Source organism: Bacillus sp. YKCMOAS1 (assembly GCF_030268125.1).
GTDB classification, from domain to species: Bacteria; Bacillota; Bacilli; order Bacillales; family Bacillaceae; genus Bacillus; species Bacillus safensis.
Map to the genome: position 1 here is coordinate 765,321 of NZ_BSEI01000002.1, position 16,968 is coordinate 782,288.

Below are 16,968 nucleotides of genomic sequence, written 5' to 3' on the forward strand. Positions count from 1 at the left end.
GAGATGAGAATGTATGTACGATATCGTGACATTAGAAAAACAATGGATCAAAGGGTTGTCTGTTCGAACTACAAACGAAATAGAGCAAACAAAAGAGCGGAAGATTGCGCCGCTTTGGCAGGAATTTTTTTCGCAGCAGCTTCATGGGGGACAAGCCCCAGTCATAGGGCTTTATTCAGATTATGAGAAAGATGAACATGGCTCTTATTTATTTACAGCTGGGCAGTTTGCGGACCATCAGCGAGATCATGTCATAGAGATTCCTGCGTCCACCTACGCAAGATTTCGAACGAGAAAGGGACCAATTGAAGAGGTTGTGCTTGAAGCGTGGCACAAGATTTGGACGTGGGATCAGCGACAATACCGCACTTATACAGGTGATTTTGAATGGTATGATGAAAGATCTATTGATCCAAAAGAAGCGCAAATTGATATTTATATTGCGGTTGATGAAAAAATGTTTGCTAAAACTAATACCATTAGTTAATATAAAACTAACGACATTAGTTTTAGGAGGGCAATCATGAGATTAACAACTTTTGACCGTCTGCACCAGCTTACATTGATGCCGCAATTATTTCCGGTAAATTGCTATGTATTTGAGGAAGAGGAAGGACTCATTTTAATTGATGCTGCTTTAAAAATGGCGGCGAACTCGATCATCGAATTTGCCCGTAAAAAGAACAAACCAATTCATAAGATTATTCTCACTCATAGCCATATGGATCATATCGGTGCATTAGATGAGGTGAAAAAGGCTTTTCCCGAGGCAGTCGTCTATTTATCAAAACGTGATGCCCGCCTTTTTGAAGGTGACTTTTCCTTGCTCCCTGGTGAACCCCAGCAAAAAATCAAAGGCAGTTTTATGAAAAATATTCATACAAAACCAGATGTGCTTGTCGAAGAAGGAGATGAGATTGGACCGCTGAAAGTGATAGCAACACCAGGGCATACACCTGGCAGCATTTCTTTATACGATGAAAAGTCAGGAGTTGTCATTGCAGGTGATGCACTTGTGACAAAAGGGGGCCTATCGGTAACGGGTGAGTTTCGGTGGAGTTTTCCATTTCCGGCATTTGCCACATGGGATGCAGAAACCGCACTAAAAAGCGCTGAAAAATTACTAGCGCTGCGCTTATCCTGTCTTGCTGCCGGACATGGTGACCTTATTATTGAACCTCATGAAAAGCTTCAAGCTGCCGTCCGTAAAAGGCAGCACCAGCTAAAAAAAGGGGGGCAGTAAACCGTGTCTCCAAGAATGGGAATTACACAAGAAAAAATTATGGATACAGCGGCAGCATTTGTTGATGAAGAGGGCTTTTCCGCTTTGACCATTGCTACATTGTCTAAAAGGCTGAACATCAGACCGCCTTCTCTTTACAATCACGTATCCGGCCTTCATGAGATTCAGGCAGCACTCGCAGTAAGGGGGCTGTCCATGCTTTGTGAGGAAGGGATGCAAGTCACAGAGGGGCTGGAAAAAGAAGGAGCTGTTTTAGCCTTTGCCAGACAATATGTGCAATTTGTCCGAGAACACCCCGGTCTTTATGAAGCTGCCTTTTCACATATGAACGAAAAAGAAGTACGTCTTGCAGCAGAACGCCTTGTTCAGTTTGTCCAATCCATTATGTCACGCTTTGGTGTAAAGGAAGAGGAAATGACGCATGTCGTCAGAGGACTGAGAAGCTTACTGCACGGCTTCGGTGATATTTCTAATAAAAAGGGATTTCAACGAAAAGAACAGCTTGAAGAAAGTGTGAGCTATGCGGTTCGGCTCTATATCACAGGAGTATTGCAAAAAGAAGATCTGTCTATTTGACAGGTCTTTTTTTATAGCAAATCGATATCATAAAGGAACGTCCGTTTAGCCGAATTTTTTAAAGAGAAAACGAATAAAGATTTGACAGTTTTGTGAAACATGGTATGCTTATTATGTGAAATAATTCACATAGAGGAGTAGTGGCAGATGAAAAGAAAGCCTGTTTATGTGGAAACAACCATTCATGCACCTTTAGAGAAAGTATGGGAATATACGCAAAATCCAAAGCTTCATGAACAGTGGGATTTGCGCTTTTCAACCATTTCATTAAATGAACCTCAAGATGAACAGCCCCAAACCTTTTTGTATGAAAAGCATCTTGGTTTTGGTGTAAGTGTCACAGGGACAGGAGCATATCGAACTAGAATGATGGATGAACGGAATGAACGGGCATCCTCGCTGAAATTTAAATCGTCACACCCGTTGTCTTTTATCAAAGAAGGCGGCGGCTATTGGAAATATGTGAAAACGAACGATCATATTGTGTTTCAAACTCAATTTGATTACGAAACGAAAGAAGGAAAAGTGTGGGCGTGGGCAGATCGATTTCTTTTTCGCCCGATGATGGGGTTTATGACGGCCTTTAGTTTTGGCGCACTAAAGACGTGGCTTGAAAAGGGAACGCACCCTCGGTTGTTACTGGAGAGAACCCTTGCCCATTATGGAATTTGTTTGCTGTTTGCCATCGTCTGGCTATGCCAAGCGGTCATCCCATTTTCACATTCTGCTTTTGATCATAGCACAGGGCTTCGGTTATTTTATGCCCTGATAGGCGTATCGTGGCTGATTCCTAAGCTATCAAAGAAATATCTGTTCATTCTTCAAAGCGTGTTTCTGCTGATGATGCTTAGTATCGGGATTGTATCCCCACAATCGACACTTCATGAGCCGCTTGTGATGAGTGCATTTTTGATCCTATCCATTGGAGGAATGATTAATTTAAAAGATTGTATAGATGTATTTTCGATCAAACGGAAAAGGGGAGGTAGACATGGTCGTTCATCGTCATCAAGTAAAGGATTACGATAAGCTGCATCCAAAATTAAAAGAGAGATACAACCGTGCGTTTACTGCTGAAGGTACCATGGAGGAAATAGGCGGCGGAACGGGGCTCATTCGATTTTTCTTCAAAATTGGTCCACACTTTCGCTGTTTTTTCCCTGAGAGAGGAAAAAACATTCCCTTCCGAATTGTGAATAAACCCTTTATGACAAATAAGGGAGAGGAAGGCATGCACTGGTTCCGTACGTTTTATTTCCCCAAGAAGGAAAGGCACTTTGATGCAGATATGATCATTGATGAGAAGAGTCATAAAGTACTAGACTATTTTGGAAAGCCTCGACTTCTTATGTCAGAGCTTCATTTTACAGTAACAAAGCATGGTTTTCTGCACATTCAATCCGGCAAGCAGAGGCTGCTGTTGTTAGGACGTGAGTGGCCGCTGCCTTCATGGCTTTATGGTGTGTCAGATGTCACAGAAGGCTACGAGGAGCACTCGGGTGAGTATACCATTCATGTGCATGTGAAAAATCGACTGTTTGGCACTCTTTTTACATATAAAGGCCGATTTACTGAAAGGGTGGAGTCTCATGATGAATAAATGGCACTTGATATCAAGCCTTCTCTTCATGTGTTGTTTTATCGCCACCCGTTTGATGACAGGTCCGATAGCAGAGTTTTTTGTACTAATAGCGATTCTGTTTTTCCTTCCTGCAGTGTTAGCCTTTTTTGCGAAGGAAGAGAGTGAGAGAAAGCCGGGAGTACTGCTCGGTATTTTAATGAAAGCCTTTCCATTAGCTACTCTTTGTGCAACAGCTGCATTTATCTATCATTCTGCTTTGTTTGCATCGGGATGGTTTTTGTATACGATCATCTTGGCGTTATATGGCTTTACTCGTTTGCTGAAAAGGGGAACCTTTCCGCTTCATGAATTGATGATCGATGGTGCATGGATGTATCTCGCTTTAGGCGGGCTTTGGTTTTGGCTGTACACAGCAGATATACAGGTAATGACCTTTTCACCAATCATTGTGCTTTTGACTGCTATTCATTTTCATTACTCTGCTTTTTTTATCCCGCTTTTCTATGGATTATTAGGGAGACAGAGAGAAAAAGAGACAGCTTTATACAAAGCGGCAGGCTGGGGGATTTTGCTGTCGCCTGTGATGATTGCTGTTGGGATTAGCTTCTCCCGTCTATTTGATACGTTCAGCGTTATGCTATATGTCATTGCACTCTATTTGTACGGCATTCTTTGTATGAAAACAAGGTTTCGATCGACTGTGGCAAAAAGGCTGGTTGTGTTTTCTAGCTGCATCTTAATGGCGACGATCTTGCTATCTCTGCTTTATTCCGCCGGCATGCTCATGCGCGTGACCTATATCAGTATTGATCAGATGATTTGGTTTCATGGTAGTATTAATGCTTTTTTTGTGATTTTACCAGGTCTGATTGGATGGCTGATCGAAGGGCCAAAGGATCAATTGAAACAGAAGAACTTTCCGATATCAAGCGTGCATGGCCGTTTTCATATGATCTCTTTTCAAAAGGAAAGAATGCATGATCGCGAGAAGCTCGGTTTAGTCGATTCACTTGATGATTTAAATGGAACGACGTTTTCAGCTGAAAGGGTATCACCTGTGATTCGAAGGTTTTATGAAAATCCGACGGTATTTACTTTAAAAGCAGCAGTCTGTTTTCATTGGTGGGTGAGGCCGTTTGTTTTTTTACTTCAGCCCATGTTTAAAAAAATAGGGCAGCTCTATTTAGGAACATCTCGTATCCCTTATGAAATGAAGGGACGTCTGACAACATTTCAACATCCTAAAGAAGAGCGAAAGAATGTCAGGGCGTGGATTCGTCACAACGAAAAAGGGGAGCAGGTCTTTTTTGCACTTTATGCTCATCATCACGATGCAGCTGCGGGCTATATGAATATTGCGCTGCCGCTTCCATATTCTCAGCTGACCGCCATTTTAAAACCTTTTAATGAAAAGGAAGACTTTCTCTTAAAAAGTGCATGTCCAAAAGGCAGTACCGGTGACGAAGGTTTGTATTTGCATACGCCTTTTATCACCATGAAACTGCCAATGGAAGAAAGCTTTCATATGAAGCCGGAGACAGATAAAAGTCTCACAGCAGTTCATCAAATGAAGCTATGCGGTATTCCCTTTTTAACGATTCATTATCAAATTGACAGCCGGAAGCCATCCTGTTAGTCAATGATGTCACATGGTTCACCGTGCCGAATGATGTTCACAATCGCTTGCCCATCACTCGGATGATGATCTGCATACTGGACTGGCAGCAGTGCAAAAAATACATAGTAGACAGAGAAGTAAGCAAATTGATAGAAAAATTGATGTTCTGGCAGGATATCATTGGCGATCATTGTATTCAGTATGAGAACACTGAGCAGGTTGCATAATGATCCGCCTAGGTAGACAAGAATGTGCGAGAATCGGTTATTTTTCCTCATTTCTTCATAATGGCAAAATGCATCAAGAAAATAGATACGTCTAATTTCAACAACGCCTATTTTCAATACTTTTTTGCCTCTGCCAAGAGCAAAAGAAACCTTTGCGCCAAACATCCACGCGACCATAATATGGCCAACCTGATGCAAGATGGCAACGATAGGAAGAATGACGAAAAACGACCAGCAAAATGTCCACATATCCGATAATGTAAACAAGTGTTAACCCCTCCCCAATATATTTGGGAGGAAGCAGTAGGATTATTTGCCATTTTACTGAATTCATTTTCAGGATGCAAACATTTAATACAAGACAATAAAATCATTATGTAAACTAAAGGTTGCTTTTTGACTCACTTTTTTTACGAAATGAATGTGCTACAATGAAAAAACAATGGAAGACTCTAGTAAATGAACTTACCCTTGAATGAAGAGGAGAGAATCAGATGGCAGATATTGAACAGTTTTTAGCGTTAGATATTCGTGTTGGGACGATTATCGAAGCAGGATTCTTTGCAGAGGCAAGAGTACCTGCATTAAAACTCAAGATTGATTTTGGTGAAGAGATTGGTCTAAAACAATCCAGTGCTCAGCTGACAAAACGGTATACAGCTGAGAATATCATTGGCAGGCAAATCGTAGCAGTCGTCAATTTTCCGCCAAGAAGAATTGCAGGGTTCAAGTCAGAAGTGCTTGTATTAGGGGGCATGCCGTCAAAAGAAGACGTAGTATTACTAGCAACAGATGAGCCTGTAGAAAATGGGACAAAAATAGGATAAGAAAAAAGACATCTTCCTGAGAAGATGTCTTTTGCGTATTGAGGCGGAATAACCACACGCCACATTCGTGTGTGTCTCAAGGAGACATGTTACCCGACTTACACAATTCAGCTCATCGCTTGATAAATATAGCATGGGATGAACTGAATTGCAACCATTAAATGATTCACTTCAGTTTTTCACGTCGTTTCAGCAGAAAACTGACAAGAAATCAATTATTTGGATTATTTTTTCAAAAAATATTGAAAAGTCAGATCAGATTTTATAAAATGAACTCATCTTAGTTTGTTTAGTCGATAAACTAAGATGAGTTCTAAGTGATGATCCGACTATTAAAGGGGATGATTCTGTCATTCAAATCATTTGCTGCGTATGTGGGCTAAGCTGAAAAGATTAGATGTTCAGCTTCATTTTTACAACAAATTGAAAGCGCTTTATATTCTTTGCATTGACTGCTGCTGCCCTCCATCATCTGTTCATTAGAAGAGGCTAAGAGAAGAAGGGAGAAAGCTCATGGTAAGTGAGAATTTAAAAAAGATTCGTATGTCTGAAAAAGTGGGATATGCTTCAGGAGATTTCGCATGTAACTTAATTTATGCAACTGTCTCTACGTATCTATTATTTTTTTATACAGATGTGTATGGTTTATCAGCGGCGGCAGCAGGGACGATGTTTTTAGTTGTTCGGGCCATTGATGCGCTTGCAGATCCGTTTATTGGTGCAATGGTGGATCGAACGAACAGCCGTTTTGGCAGGTTCAGACCTTACTTGTTATTCGGTGCGTTTCCTTTTGTGGTACTCGCCATCCTTTGCTTTACGACACCTGATTTTTCTGAAATGGGTAAACTCGTTTATGCCTACATCACGTATGTTGGTTTATCGCTTACATACACATTCATCAATGTTCCTTATGGTGCTTTAACATCCGCAATGACAAGAAATAACCAAGAGGTTGTCAGTATTACGTCTGTTCGTATGCTTTTTGCTAATCTCGGAGGTCTAGTTGTTGCTTTTTTTGTTCCTTTTCTTGCGACTTTTTTGAGTGATAAAACAGGAAATACAGCCCTTGGCTGGCAGATGACGATGGCTTTTCTCGGCGTTCTTGGCGGTGCATTACTTATTTTCTGTTTTAAAAGCACGAATGAACGTGTCACGCTTCAAAAGCCGGAGGAAAAAATTAAGTTCAGTGATATCTTTGTCCAGTTACGTGTGAATCGTCCGCTTGTTGTATTAAGCATTTTCTTTATTATTATTTTTGGCGTGAACTCGATCAGCAACTCTGTTGGGATCTATTATGTGACGTATAACCTCGGCAGAGAAGATTTAGTGAAATGGTACGGACTCATTGGCAGTCTGCCAGCTTTAATGGTGCTGCCGTTTATTCCAAAACTGCACAAGCTGTTAGGAAAGAAAAAGCTGCTGAATTATTCATTATTGCTGAATATTGTAGGACTTCTTGCATTACTTGTGATACCGCCGAGTCAAATCACTTTAATACTTATTTTCAGGCTCATTGCAGCTGCAGGAAGTATTACAGCCGGTGCTTACATGTGGGCGCTCATTCCTGAAACCGTTGAATATGGCGAATATAAAACAGGGAAAAGGATGGGCGGACTCATCTACGCCATCATCGGATTCTTCTTTAAATTTGGGATGGCATTAGGCGGGATTGTGCCAGGGCTTGTACTCGATCGCTTTGGCTATATTGCGAATCAAATGCAAACACCAGAAGCATTACTGGGCATTTTAATCACGACTACGGTGATTCCTGTATGCTTACTGATTTTAGCGATGGTGGATATTAATTTTTATAACCTAGATGAAGAAAAACATAAAAAAGTCGTACGGGAGCTTGAGAACAGAGACAAGGTATATATCGATCATATGGACGATTTTAAAATGTAGGTCTCTGAAAGAGGAGGAAGTTCAATGAAGATTACCAATCCAGTGCTCAAAGGGTTTAACCCTGATCCAAGTATTTGCCGTGTCGGAGAAGATTATTATATGGCCGTCTCTACATTTGAGTGGTTTCCAGGGGTGCAAATTTATCATTCGAAGGATCTCGTTCATTGGCGCCTTGCTGCGCGTCCTTTGCAAAAAACCTCGCAGCTGGATATGAAGGGAAATCCTGATTCTGGCGGAGTATGGGCACCGTGCTTAAGCTATGCAGATGGACAGTTTTGGCTTATTTATTCAGATATCAAAGTAGTGGATGGTCCATTTAAAGACGGTCATAATTATTTGGTCACGGCAAGCGAAGTGGACGGCGATTGGAGTGAACCGATCCGGCTCAACAGCTCCGGGTTTGATCCATCTTTATTCCATGATCAAAGCGGGAAGAAATACGTCTTAAATATGCTGTGGGATCATAGGGAAAAGCACCATTCCTTTGCAGGTATTGCCTTGCAGGAATATAGTGTGGCTGAAAAGAAGCTCATCGGTCAAAGGAAGGTCATTTTTAAAGGAACACCGATTAAACTGACAGAAGCGCCGCATCTGTATCATATCGGTGACTACTACTATTTATTAACGGCAGAAGGAGGTACCAGGTATGAGCATGCGGCAACGATCGCCCGGTCCCCGCATATTGAAGGGCCTTATGAGGTTCATCCTGATAACCCGATTTTAAGTGCCTTCCATGCGCCTGAACATCCGCTTCAAAAATGCGGGCATGCTTCAATCGTTCAAACGCATACAAATGAATGGTATCTCGCTCATCTCACTGGCCGCCCAATTCAATCAAGCAAGGAATCTATTTTTCAACAGAGAGGGTGGTGTCCTTTAGGAAGAGAAACAGCCATTCAAAAGCTAGAATGGAAGGATGACTGGCCTTATGTTGTAGGCGGAAAAGAGGGGACGCTTGAGGTTGAAGCGCCAAAAATCGAAGAAAAGGTTTTTGCACCAACCTATCATACAGTCGATGAATTTAAAAAATCAACACTAAATAGACACTTCCAAACATTAAGAATTCCGTTTACCGATCAGATTGGTTCATTAACGGAGAAACCTCAGCATTTAAGGTTATTCGGTCACGAATCTTTAACGTCTAAGTTTACCCAAGCTTTTGTTGCAAGGCGCTGGCAAAGCTTTTATTTTGAAGCAGAGACAGCTGTTTCGTTCTTCCCAGAAAACTTTCAGCAAGCCGCTGGTCTTGTGAATTATTATAATACGGAAAACTGGACAGCACTCCAGGTGACATATGATGAGGAACTTGGGCGCACGCTTGAGCTATCTGTCTGTGAAAACCTTGCCTTTTCTCAGCCATTGACACATAAAATCATCATTCCAGATGATGTCACTTATGTCTATTTAAAAGTGACCGTTCAGAAAGAGACATATAAATATTCTTATTCTTTTGATCAAAAAGATTGGAAGGTAATTGATGTGCCGCTTGAATCCATCCATTTATCCGATGATTTCATTAGAGGTGGGGGATTTTTTACAGGGGCGTTTGTCGGTATGCAGTGTCAAGATACGAGCGGCGAGCGTCTGCCTGCTGATTTTCACTATTTTCGCTATGAGGAAAAAAATGAATAAAAAAAGACAACGCGCTGCGGGCTGTCTTTTTTGGAAACAGAGGTCATGTTGTGAGGGTGGCATCTTGCAAGAAAGCTTCTATGACAAGAGATGTCATCCCCAATACTGGTGCATTGTGTCCTAATGATGAGGGGAGCAGCTCTATCTGTGAGCTGAATTGCGTATCCATTCGTGAGGATACTTCCTCCCCAATCACATGTAGAACTGTTTGATGTGATTCGATCACTTTGTTTCTTAAAATGATGGCTTGCGGGTTAAAGGTATGAAGGACGTTTGTGAGACCGACGCCAAGGTAAAATCCAAAGTTGCGCAGAGCATTGAGCGTTCTCATATCATTTAACTTGGCCAGCTGTTCCAGGTCTTGATGGGAGATGGGCTGACCATCTGTTTGAAGAGACTGAAACAAGGCTTTCTCAGATGCATACAATTCCCAGCACCCACGGTTCCCGCAGCTGCATGTTGGTCCATTAAAATCAATCGTCATATGTCCCATTTCACCAGAAAAGCCGTACGCTCCTCTGTATAAGTGATGATTGATAATGATTCCGATCCCTATGCCAGTGCCGATGCTTGCATAGATCAAATGGTCATAGTGTTTAGCGGCACCAAAGATTTTTTCACCATATGCACCGGCATTTGCTTCATTTTCAATGAAGATCGGAACTTGGAATGTGTCTTGGAGCGGCTTTTTCAGATCAACATTTTTCCATTTGGAATGAGGCGTAAACACGATTTGTTCATCTGCATCCACTAACCCATGTATGCATAGACCAATGCCAATGAGCCCATATGGGGAAGAGGGCATTTGTGTGATGAGCTGCTGTATTAATTCAATTAATTTACGTATCGTTACATCAGGAGAGCTCGGTGGGAGCTTGATCTGCTCTTCGTAAAGAATGGACCCTTCAAGGTCTGTTAATATGCCATTGACATAATCAACACCAACATCAATCCCGATGGAGCAGCCAGCACGTTTATTAAACATCAGTAAAACCGGTCTTCTCCCGCCACTAGACTCACCTTGGCCGATTTCATAGACAAGATGTTCCTTCATTAACGTACTTACTTGAGAAGAAACAGTCGATTTATTTAATCCAGTGCGTTCAGATAATTTTGCTCTCGAAATGGGCGCATGCTGGAGAATTTCTTTTAATAATAGTTTTTGATTTATTTTTTTTACAAAGTTCTGATCAGCGATATCCACGTTATCCACTCCATTTGTTTCGTCTTTAGATTAAGTTGAGAAGAGCTGCTTTTTTTCGCATGTATTCGATAAAAAAGATGATTTTAACTTTATTATAACGAAAATATTTCTAAAAAACTAAAAAATATGGAAAATTCAAAGAGATTTTCTCATACATTGATCATTAGTTTGTTGAATCAACTTACAAAGTGTACTCAGGAGGAATGAAGAATGGCTAAATCAAATATGAAAACGTTATACAGCTTAGAAGGAATCAGCAAAATTCAATATGAAGGAAAACAATCAAAAAATCCACTCGCCTTTCAATACTATAATCCAAGCGAAGTGATTGGCGGAAAAACAATGAAAGACCACCTGCGTTTTTCAGTCGCTTATTGGCATACATTAACCGCTGATGGAACTGACATGTTTGGAACTGGTACGATGCAGAGAGCATGGGACTCCTATAGCGGAATGGATTTAGCAAAAGCTAGATTGGAAGTCGCTTTTCAGCTTTTTGACCTATTAGATGTACCGTATTTTTCATTCCATGACCGCGATATCGCGCCAGAGGGAGAGACGCTTCAAGAGACCAATCAACAATTAGACATCATTTTAGAAAGAATGAAAGAATACATGAAGCAAAGCGGAGTAAAACTGCTGTGGAACACGGCCAATATGTTCAAGCATCCTAGATTTGTACACGGTGCTGCGACATCTTGTCATGCAGATGTCTTTGCCTATGCGGCCGCGCAGGTTAAAAAAGGCATCGAAACCGCCAAAGAACTTGGTGCAGAAAATTATGTTTTCTGGGGTGGACGAGAAGGGTACGATACGCTGCTTAATACAGATATGAAAAGAGAGCTTGATCACATGGCGGCCTTCTTGCATATGGCTGTTGATTATGCAAAAGAAATTGGGTACACAGGTCAATTTTTAATTGAGCCAAAACCAAAGGAGCCCACAACTCATCAATACGACACAGATGCAGCGACATCCATCGCCTTTTTAAAGCAATACGGATTAGATTCTCATTTTAAATTAAATATCGAAGCCAATCATGCGACACTGGCTGGCCATACGTTTGAGCACGAATTGCGTGTCGCAAGAATTCATGGGCTGCTCGGTTCTGTTGATGCGAACCAAGGAAATTCGCTTCTTGGATGGGATACAGATGAATTTCCAACAGATCTGTATGCCACAACTCTTGCCATGTATGAAATTTTGCAAAATGGCGGGCTAGGGGCTGGCGGTCTTAATTTTGATGCAAAAGTGAGAAGAGCTTCCTTTGAACTTGACGATATTTTATATGCCCATATTGCCGGGATGGATGCATTCGCAAAGGGACTGCGGGTCGCTCATAGACTCATAGAAGATCGTGTGTTTGAGGATGTGATAAAGCACCGGTATCGCAGCTTTTCTGAAGGGATTGGACGTGACATTTCAGAAGGGAAGGCAAACTTTCATACATTAGAAGAATATGCGCTGAAACATCCTTTGATCAGAAACGAATCGGGAAGAGAGGAACAGCTGAAGGCCCGTTTAAATCAATACTTGTTAGAAGATTAATTGAAGGGGCGGACCTGTTTTGAAGGAGTGAAAACATGAAATATGTGATGGGAATTGACCTTGGAACGAGCGGGGTCAAAGCGATATTAGTCGATGAGAGCGGAAAGGTGTGCTGCGAAGCCTCTAAGCCGTACCGCCTCATTCAAGAGAAACCGGGATATTGTGAGCAGCATCCTGAGGATTGGGTAGAGCAGACAATAGCTGTGATGAAAGAACTGATGGCAAAGCAGCCTGTTCATTCAAGGCAAGTCGAAGGCATCAGCTTTTCCGGACAGATGCATGGGTTGGTTCTATTAAATGAATCTCGTGAAGTGCTCCGTCCTGCAATTTTATGGAATGATACACGAACGACAGCACAATGTGAACACATGACAAAAAAGCTGGGGGACCGGCTGCAAATGATCACAAAAAACCAGGCGTTAGAAGGATTCACACTGCCTAAATTACTATGGGTAAAGGAACATGAACCACATATTGATCAACAAATCGACATGTTTTTACTCCCAAAAGATTATGTCAGATTTCGTTTAACAGGCGCTGTCCATATTGATTATTCTGATGCGGCTGGCACTTTGCTGTTAAATATCGGTGAACAGACGTGGAGTGAGGAGATTTGTCAGGCATTTGATATTTCTCCTCATATTTGCCCGCCACTTGTCACATCAGAGGCGGAGGTTGGTACACTTTTGCCGCACATTGCACGTGATGTTGGGATGAAAGAAGGCGTGAAGGTTTTTGCCGGCGGGGCAGACAATGCTTGCGGAGCCATTGGTGCTGGCATCTTATCCTCTGACCGCACGTTATGCAGCATCGGCACATCGGGTGTCATTCTCTCCTACGAAGAAGATCATGAAAGGGAACTTCAGGGGAATTTGCATTTGTTTCACCATGCAAAAAAAGACGCTTTTTACACAATGGGCGTCACCCTTTCAGCGGGATATAGTCTTAACTGGGCAAAACACTTACTGGCACCTGAGGAATCGTTCCAATCACTTTTAGAAGGTGCGGCTCATGTAGCGCCAGGAGCGAAAGGATTGCTCTTTACTCCCTATTTAGTTGGGGAAAGAACACCTCATGCGGATTCGACCATTCGCGGCAGCTTGATTGGATTAGACAGCAGGCATGAAAGGGCACATGTTGTCAGGGCTGTGTTAGAGGGAATTACCTTTTCGCTAAATGAATCTATCGCATTATTCCGGCAGGCAGGAAAAAACATAGATTCTATTGTGTCCATTGGTGGCGGTGCAAGAAGCCGGACATGGCTTCAAATGCAAGCAGACATTTTTCAGGCTGACGTCATCCAGTTAGACAATGAACAAGGGCCTGCATTAGGTGCAGCCATGCTTGCTGCAGTTGGCTGCGGGTGGTATCCGTCACTTGAAGCATGTGCTAATCAATTGATCCATCAAGCCGCTGTTTATGAGCCAAATCAGCAGCATGCAGAAGTATATGCCGATTTATTTCATTTGTATCAAAAGATTTATACACAAACAAAAGACATCCATGCCGGGTTAAAGCCGTATCGTTCCATCTAGCAGAATGAGCTTCATGAAAGGAGGTGATGGGTTTTTCACCTTAGGGATGACAGAACAATACGGATGAAAAAAGGAGAGGGATGGAAAATGAATTTGAAAAGATTGAGGCTATTGTTTGTGGTGTGTATTGGATTTGTGCTGACACTGACGGCTGTGCCAGCTGATGCGAAAACGATTTATAATAATGAAATGGGTACACATAGCGGATACGATTATGAATTATGGAAGGATTATGGAAACACCTCAATGACACTCAATAACGGCGGGGCATTTACTGCAGGCTGGAACAGTATCGGAAATGCTTTATTTCGGAAAGGAAAGAAGTTTGATACCACTAAAACTCATCATCAGCTTGGCAACATCTCCATCAATTACAACGCAAACTTTAACCCAGGCGGGAATTCCTATTTATGTGTCTATGGCTGGACACAATCTCCATTAGCAGAATACTACATCGTTGATTCATGGGGCACATATCGTCCAACAGGAGCGTATAAAGGATCATTTTATGCCGATGGAGGCACATATGACATTTATGAAACGACCCGCGTCAATCAGCCTTCCATTATCGGGATTGCGACCTTCAAGCAATATTGGAGTGTACGTCAAACAAAGCGTACAAGCGGAACGGTCTCCGTCAGTGCGCATTTTAATAAATGGGAAAGCTTAGGCATGCCAATGGGTAAAATGTATGAAACGGCATTTACTGTAGAAGGCTACCAAAGCAGTGGAAGTGCGAATGTGATGACAAACCAGCTGTTTATTGGACGATAAAAGCAGATCAAAAAGCCAGCAGTTTTTTGCTGGCTTTCAGCGTGTAGACAAACCCTCGCATTCGTTGTCAGCTCTGCGCGCTGGTGCTCACGAATGTCAAATTCGCTCCGCTCCAGTGCTCGAGCTTCCTAGACTTCAAAGGTTTTCTATCACGCTGAAAAGAAGACAAAGGGCTAAAATCAAGATTATTTTAGCCCTTTGTCAACAATCTGAAAGCCAGCAGTTTTTGCTGGCTTTTACTTTTTCTATGATAATTTTTCAACTTCGACTCTGCCAGAAAAGAACGTTGCGCCGCCGCCCATATCTGCCAATCGATCAGGTGTTAATCCATTGACGAGATGTTTTTTGCCTTTTTGATCTGCCCATAATCCTTGACTGACCACAACACCAGATAAAACATTTTGACCGACTGACACGACAAGCTCACACTCTCCTCGATCGTTCAGTACACGGACCATGTCACCATCTTCAATTTTTCTTTCCTTTGCATCCTGTTCATTCATGTGAAGCTTCGGAAATTTCTCAAGCTTTTGATGCTTTTCATGAAGTGAGAAGGTGGAATTCAAAAAATTATGGTTCGGTCCCGGTATAAAGGTAAGCGGATAATCGCTTTCCTGATAAAGGGGCACATAGGTTGGAAGTGCTGGATACCCGTCTTTTTTCATTTGTTCAGAATAAAGCTCAATTTTCCCGCTTGGGGTTTGAAGCTTTAATTCCTCGAAAGATCCACGTTTTGCTTTGATCCATTTCTTTTCTTTTAATGCTTCGTATGAAATGTCCTCATAATGCGGATTTTCTTGATGATGAAGAGCTTGTTCCATGAGCTCAGCATCTGTCTCTCGGAAGGCTTCATCTTCAAAACCCATCGCATGAGCTAGCAGGCGGAATACTTCAGTATTGGATTTGCTTTCTCCGTAGCGTTCTATCACTGGCTCCTGAATTTGAATATAATGATGCCAATATGATGTATAGAAATCCTCATTTTCAAAGGCAGATGTCGCCGGCAGGACAATGTCTGCATATGCCGCTGTTTCTGTTAGAAATAAATCATGCACCACTGTAAATAAGTCCTCTCTCTGCAAACCTTCTCTGACTTTATTCGCTTCAGGTGTTACAACTGCTGGGTTGCACGAGTAGATAAAGAGAGAATCAACGGAAGGCTCTGCGCTTGTCAGCACACTTCCCAGCTGGTTCATATTAAATGATCTAGGTGTGCGTTCTTTTAATAAATCCGGCCGCTGAAGAGCTGTTTCATTATAGCTGAGAAAAGAAGAGTTTGATTTCATCGCTCCGCCGCCCTTGTGCAGCCATTGACCAGTCAGGGCAGGGAGGCAGGAAATCGTTCTAATACTCATCCCGCCATTATCATGGTGCTGTAAACCATTCCCAATGCGAATAAGTGAGGGCGATGTCTCAGCATACATTCTTGCAAGTGTCATGATGTCGCCTTTAGGGACACCTGTGATTCGCTCAACTGTGTCTGGATCATACTGCTCCACATGCTCGCGTAGCTCTTTATGGCCGACCGTGTAAGTCTCTAAAAAGGCTTCATCTGTACGTTCCTCTTTAAAAAGGACATGCATGATGCCAAGGGCAAGCGCACTGTCAGTACCAGGTCGAAGCGGAATGAACCAATCTGCCATCCGGCCGGTTTGGTTCTTGTGAACATCAATTACGACAATCTTAGCTCCTTGCTTTCGCGCTTTTTGTGCCAAGGTGATTTGGTGCATATTGGTCGATACGGCATTGATGCCCCAAAAGATAAATAATTTCGTATGAATGGTGTCTTCAGGATCTGTCCCAATGCTGGCACCCATTGTATATTTATAGCCAGTCGTTCCCGCTGACTGACAGATCGTCCGGTCTAACTGACTTGAACCAAGACGATAAAAAAAGCGGCGGTCCATTCCTTCTGCGTTGAGATTGCCCATGTTCCCATAGAAGCTGTAAGGCAGAATGCTTTCTGGCCCTTTTTCTTCGATCAGCTTTGTCCATTTTTGACGAATGGTTTCAATGGCTTCTTCCCACGTAATCGGTGCAAACTGTGCTTCGCCTTTTTTACCAACACGTTTTAAAGGAGTGGTCAGTCTTTTTTCATCGTATAAACGGGCTGTGACATTACGCACTTTGTTGCATATGTTTCCTTGTGTGACAGGGTGGTCCGGATCTCCCTGCACTTTCACGATCTTTCCATTTTCTTTATGTATTAAAAGACCGCACTGATCCGGGCAATCTAACGAACAAACTGATTTGAAAATTCCGTCTTTCATCGCTGTATAATCGGTCATGAGTTTTTG

Annotated in this window: 15 protein-coding genes; 12 read left to right on the plus strand and 3 right to left on the minus strand. The window is 42.3% G+C overall.

The annotated features are described in order from the left end of the window. Positions 1-13: 13 nt before the first annotated feature. From QSJ46_RS08905 to QSJ46_RS08930, 6 genes are all read left to right on the plus strand, one after another. Positions 14-487: a GyrI-like domain-containing protein gene (locus QSJ46_RS08905; protein ID WP_285604583.1), complete on the plus strand. Its 474-nt coding sequence runs from the start codon at positions 14-16 to the stop codon at positions 485-487. A 36-nt stretch (positions 488-523) separates the two neighbouring features. Further along, positions 524-1,243, plus strand: coding sequence for an MBL fold metallo-hydrolase (locus QSJ46_RS08910; RefSeq protein ID WP_285604584.1), 720 nt, complete (start codon positions 524-526; stop codon positions 1,241-1,243). A 3-nt stretch (positions 1,244-1,246) separates the two neighbouring features. Continuing rightward, on the plus strand, positions 1,247-1,819 hold the full coding sequence (locus tag QSJ46_RS08915; protein ID WP_047202672.1) for a TetR/AcrR family transcriptional regulator: 573 nt from the start codon (positions 1,247-1,249) through the stop codon (positions 1,817-1,819). Positions 1,820-1,966: 147 nt separating this feature from the next. Further along, complete coding sequence (locus tag QSJ46_RS08920; protein WP_285604585.1) at positions 1,967-2,848, plus strand: hypothetical protein; 882 nt, start codon at positions 1,967-1,969, stop codon at positions 2,846-2,848. After that, positions 2,811-3,419: a DUF4166 domain-containing protein gene (locus QSJ46_RS08925; protein ID WP_285604586.1), complete on the plus strand. Its 609-nt coding sequence runs from the start codon at positions 2,811-2,813 to the stop codon at positions 3,417-3,419. The genes QSJ46_RS08920 and QSJ46_RS08925 overlap by 38 nt, the downstream gene beginning before the upstream one ends. Next, the gene (locus tag QSJ46_RS08930) at positions 3,409-5,037 is read left to right on the plus strand and encodes a YndJ family protein (protein WP_285604587.1); all 1,629 of its coding nucleotides are present in this window, start codon (positions 3,409-3,411) and stop codon (positions 5,035-5,037) included. Before QSJ46_RS08925 ends, QSJ46_RS08930 begins: the two co-directional genes overlap by 11 nt. On the opposite strand, the gene QSJ46_RS08935 is transcribed toward QSJ46_RS08930, so the two are convergent. Further along, a complete protein-coding gene (locus QSJ46_RS08935; protein WP_039179231.1) occupies positions 5,034-5,513 on the minus strand; it encodes a hypothetical protein in 480 nt (159 codons plus the stop codon). The genes QSJ46_RS08930 and QSJ46_RS08935 overlap by 4 nt on opposite strands. 227 nt (positions 5,514-5,740) lie before the next feature. Here QSJ46_RS08935 and csaA point away from each other — a divergent pair, with 227 nt between their 5' ends. From csaA to QSJ46_RS08950, 3 genes are all read left to right on the plus strand, one after another. Beyond that, positions 5,741-6,073, plus strand: coding sequence for a chaperone CsaA (gene csaA / locus QSJ46_RS08940; protein WP_285604588.1), 333 nt, complete (start codon positions 5,741-5,743; stop codon positions 6,071-6,073). Positions 6,074-6,586: 513 nt separating this feature from the next. Beyond that, positions 6,587-7,978 (plus strand): MFS transporter, encoded by a 1,392-nt coding sequence (locus QSJ46_RS08945; protein WP_285604589.1) that lies wholly within the window; start codon positions 6,587-6,589, stop codon positions 7,976-7,978. Positions 7,979-8,002: 24 nt separating this feature from the next. Beyond that, positions 8,003-9,610 (plus strand): glycoside hydrolase family 43 protein, encoded by a 1,608-nt coding sequence (locus tag QSJ46_RS08950; RefSeq protein ID WP_285604590.1) that lies wholly within the window; start codon positions 8,003-8,005, stop codon positions 9,608-9,610. Between the two features lie 43 nt (positions 9,611-9,653). Here the strand turns inward: QSJ46_RS08950 and xylR are convergent, their stop codons facing one another. After that, positions 9,654-10,814, minus strand: coding sequence for a transcriptional repressor XylR (xylR, locus tag QSJ46_RS08955; RefSeq protein WP_144494299.1), 1,161 nt, complete (start codon positions 10,812-10,814; stop codon positions 9,654-9,656). Positions 10,815-11,024: 210 nt separating this feature from the next. On the opposite strand from xylR, the gene xylA reads away from it, so the two are divergent. From xylA to QSJ46_RS08970, 3 genes are all read left to right on the plus strand, one after another. Next, positions 11,025-12,362, plus strand: coding sequence for a xylose isomerase (gene xylA, locus QSJ46_RS08960; protein ID WP_212039947.1), 1,338 nt, complete (start codon positions 11,025-11,027; stop codon positions 12,360-12,362). A gap of 35 nt (positions 12,363-12,397) precedes the next feature. Beyond that, positions 12,398-13,897, plus strand: coding sequence for a xylulokinase (gene xylB, locus QSJ46_RS08965; RefSeq protein ID WP_285604591.1), 1,500 nt, complete (start codon positions 12,398-12,400; stop codon positions 13,895-13,897). Positions 13,898-13,984: 87 nt separating this feature from the next. Next, positions 13,985-14,671, plus strand: a complete 687-nt coding sequence (locus QSJ46_RS08970) for a glycoside hydrolase family 11 protein (RefSeq protein WP_064497461.1) — start codon at positions 13,985-13,987, stop codon at positions 14,669-14,671. A 245-nt stretch (positions 14,672-14,916) separates the two neighbouring features. On the opposite strand, the gene QSJ46_RS08975 is transcribed toward QSJ46_RS08970, so the two are convergent. Next, on the minus strand, positions 14,917-16,959 hold the full coding sequence (locus QSJ46_RS08975; protein WP_212042974.1) for a molybdopterin oxidoreductase family protein: 2,043 nt from the start codon (positions 16,957-16,959) through the stop codon (positions 14,917-14,919). Positions 16,960-16,968 lie beyond the last annotated feature (9 nt).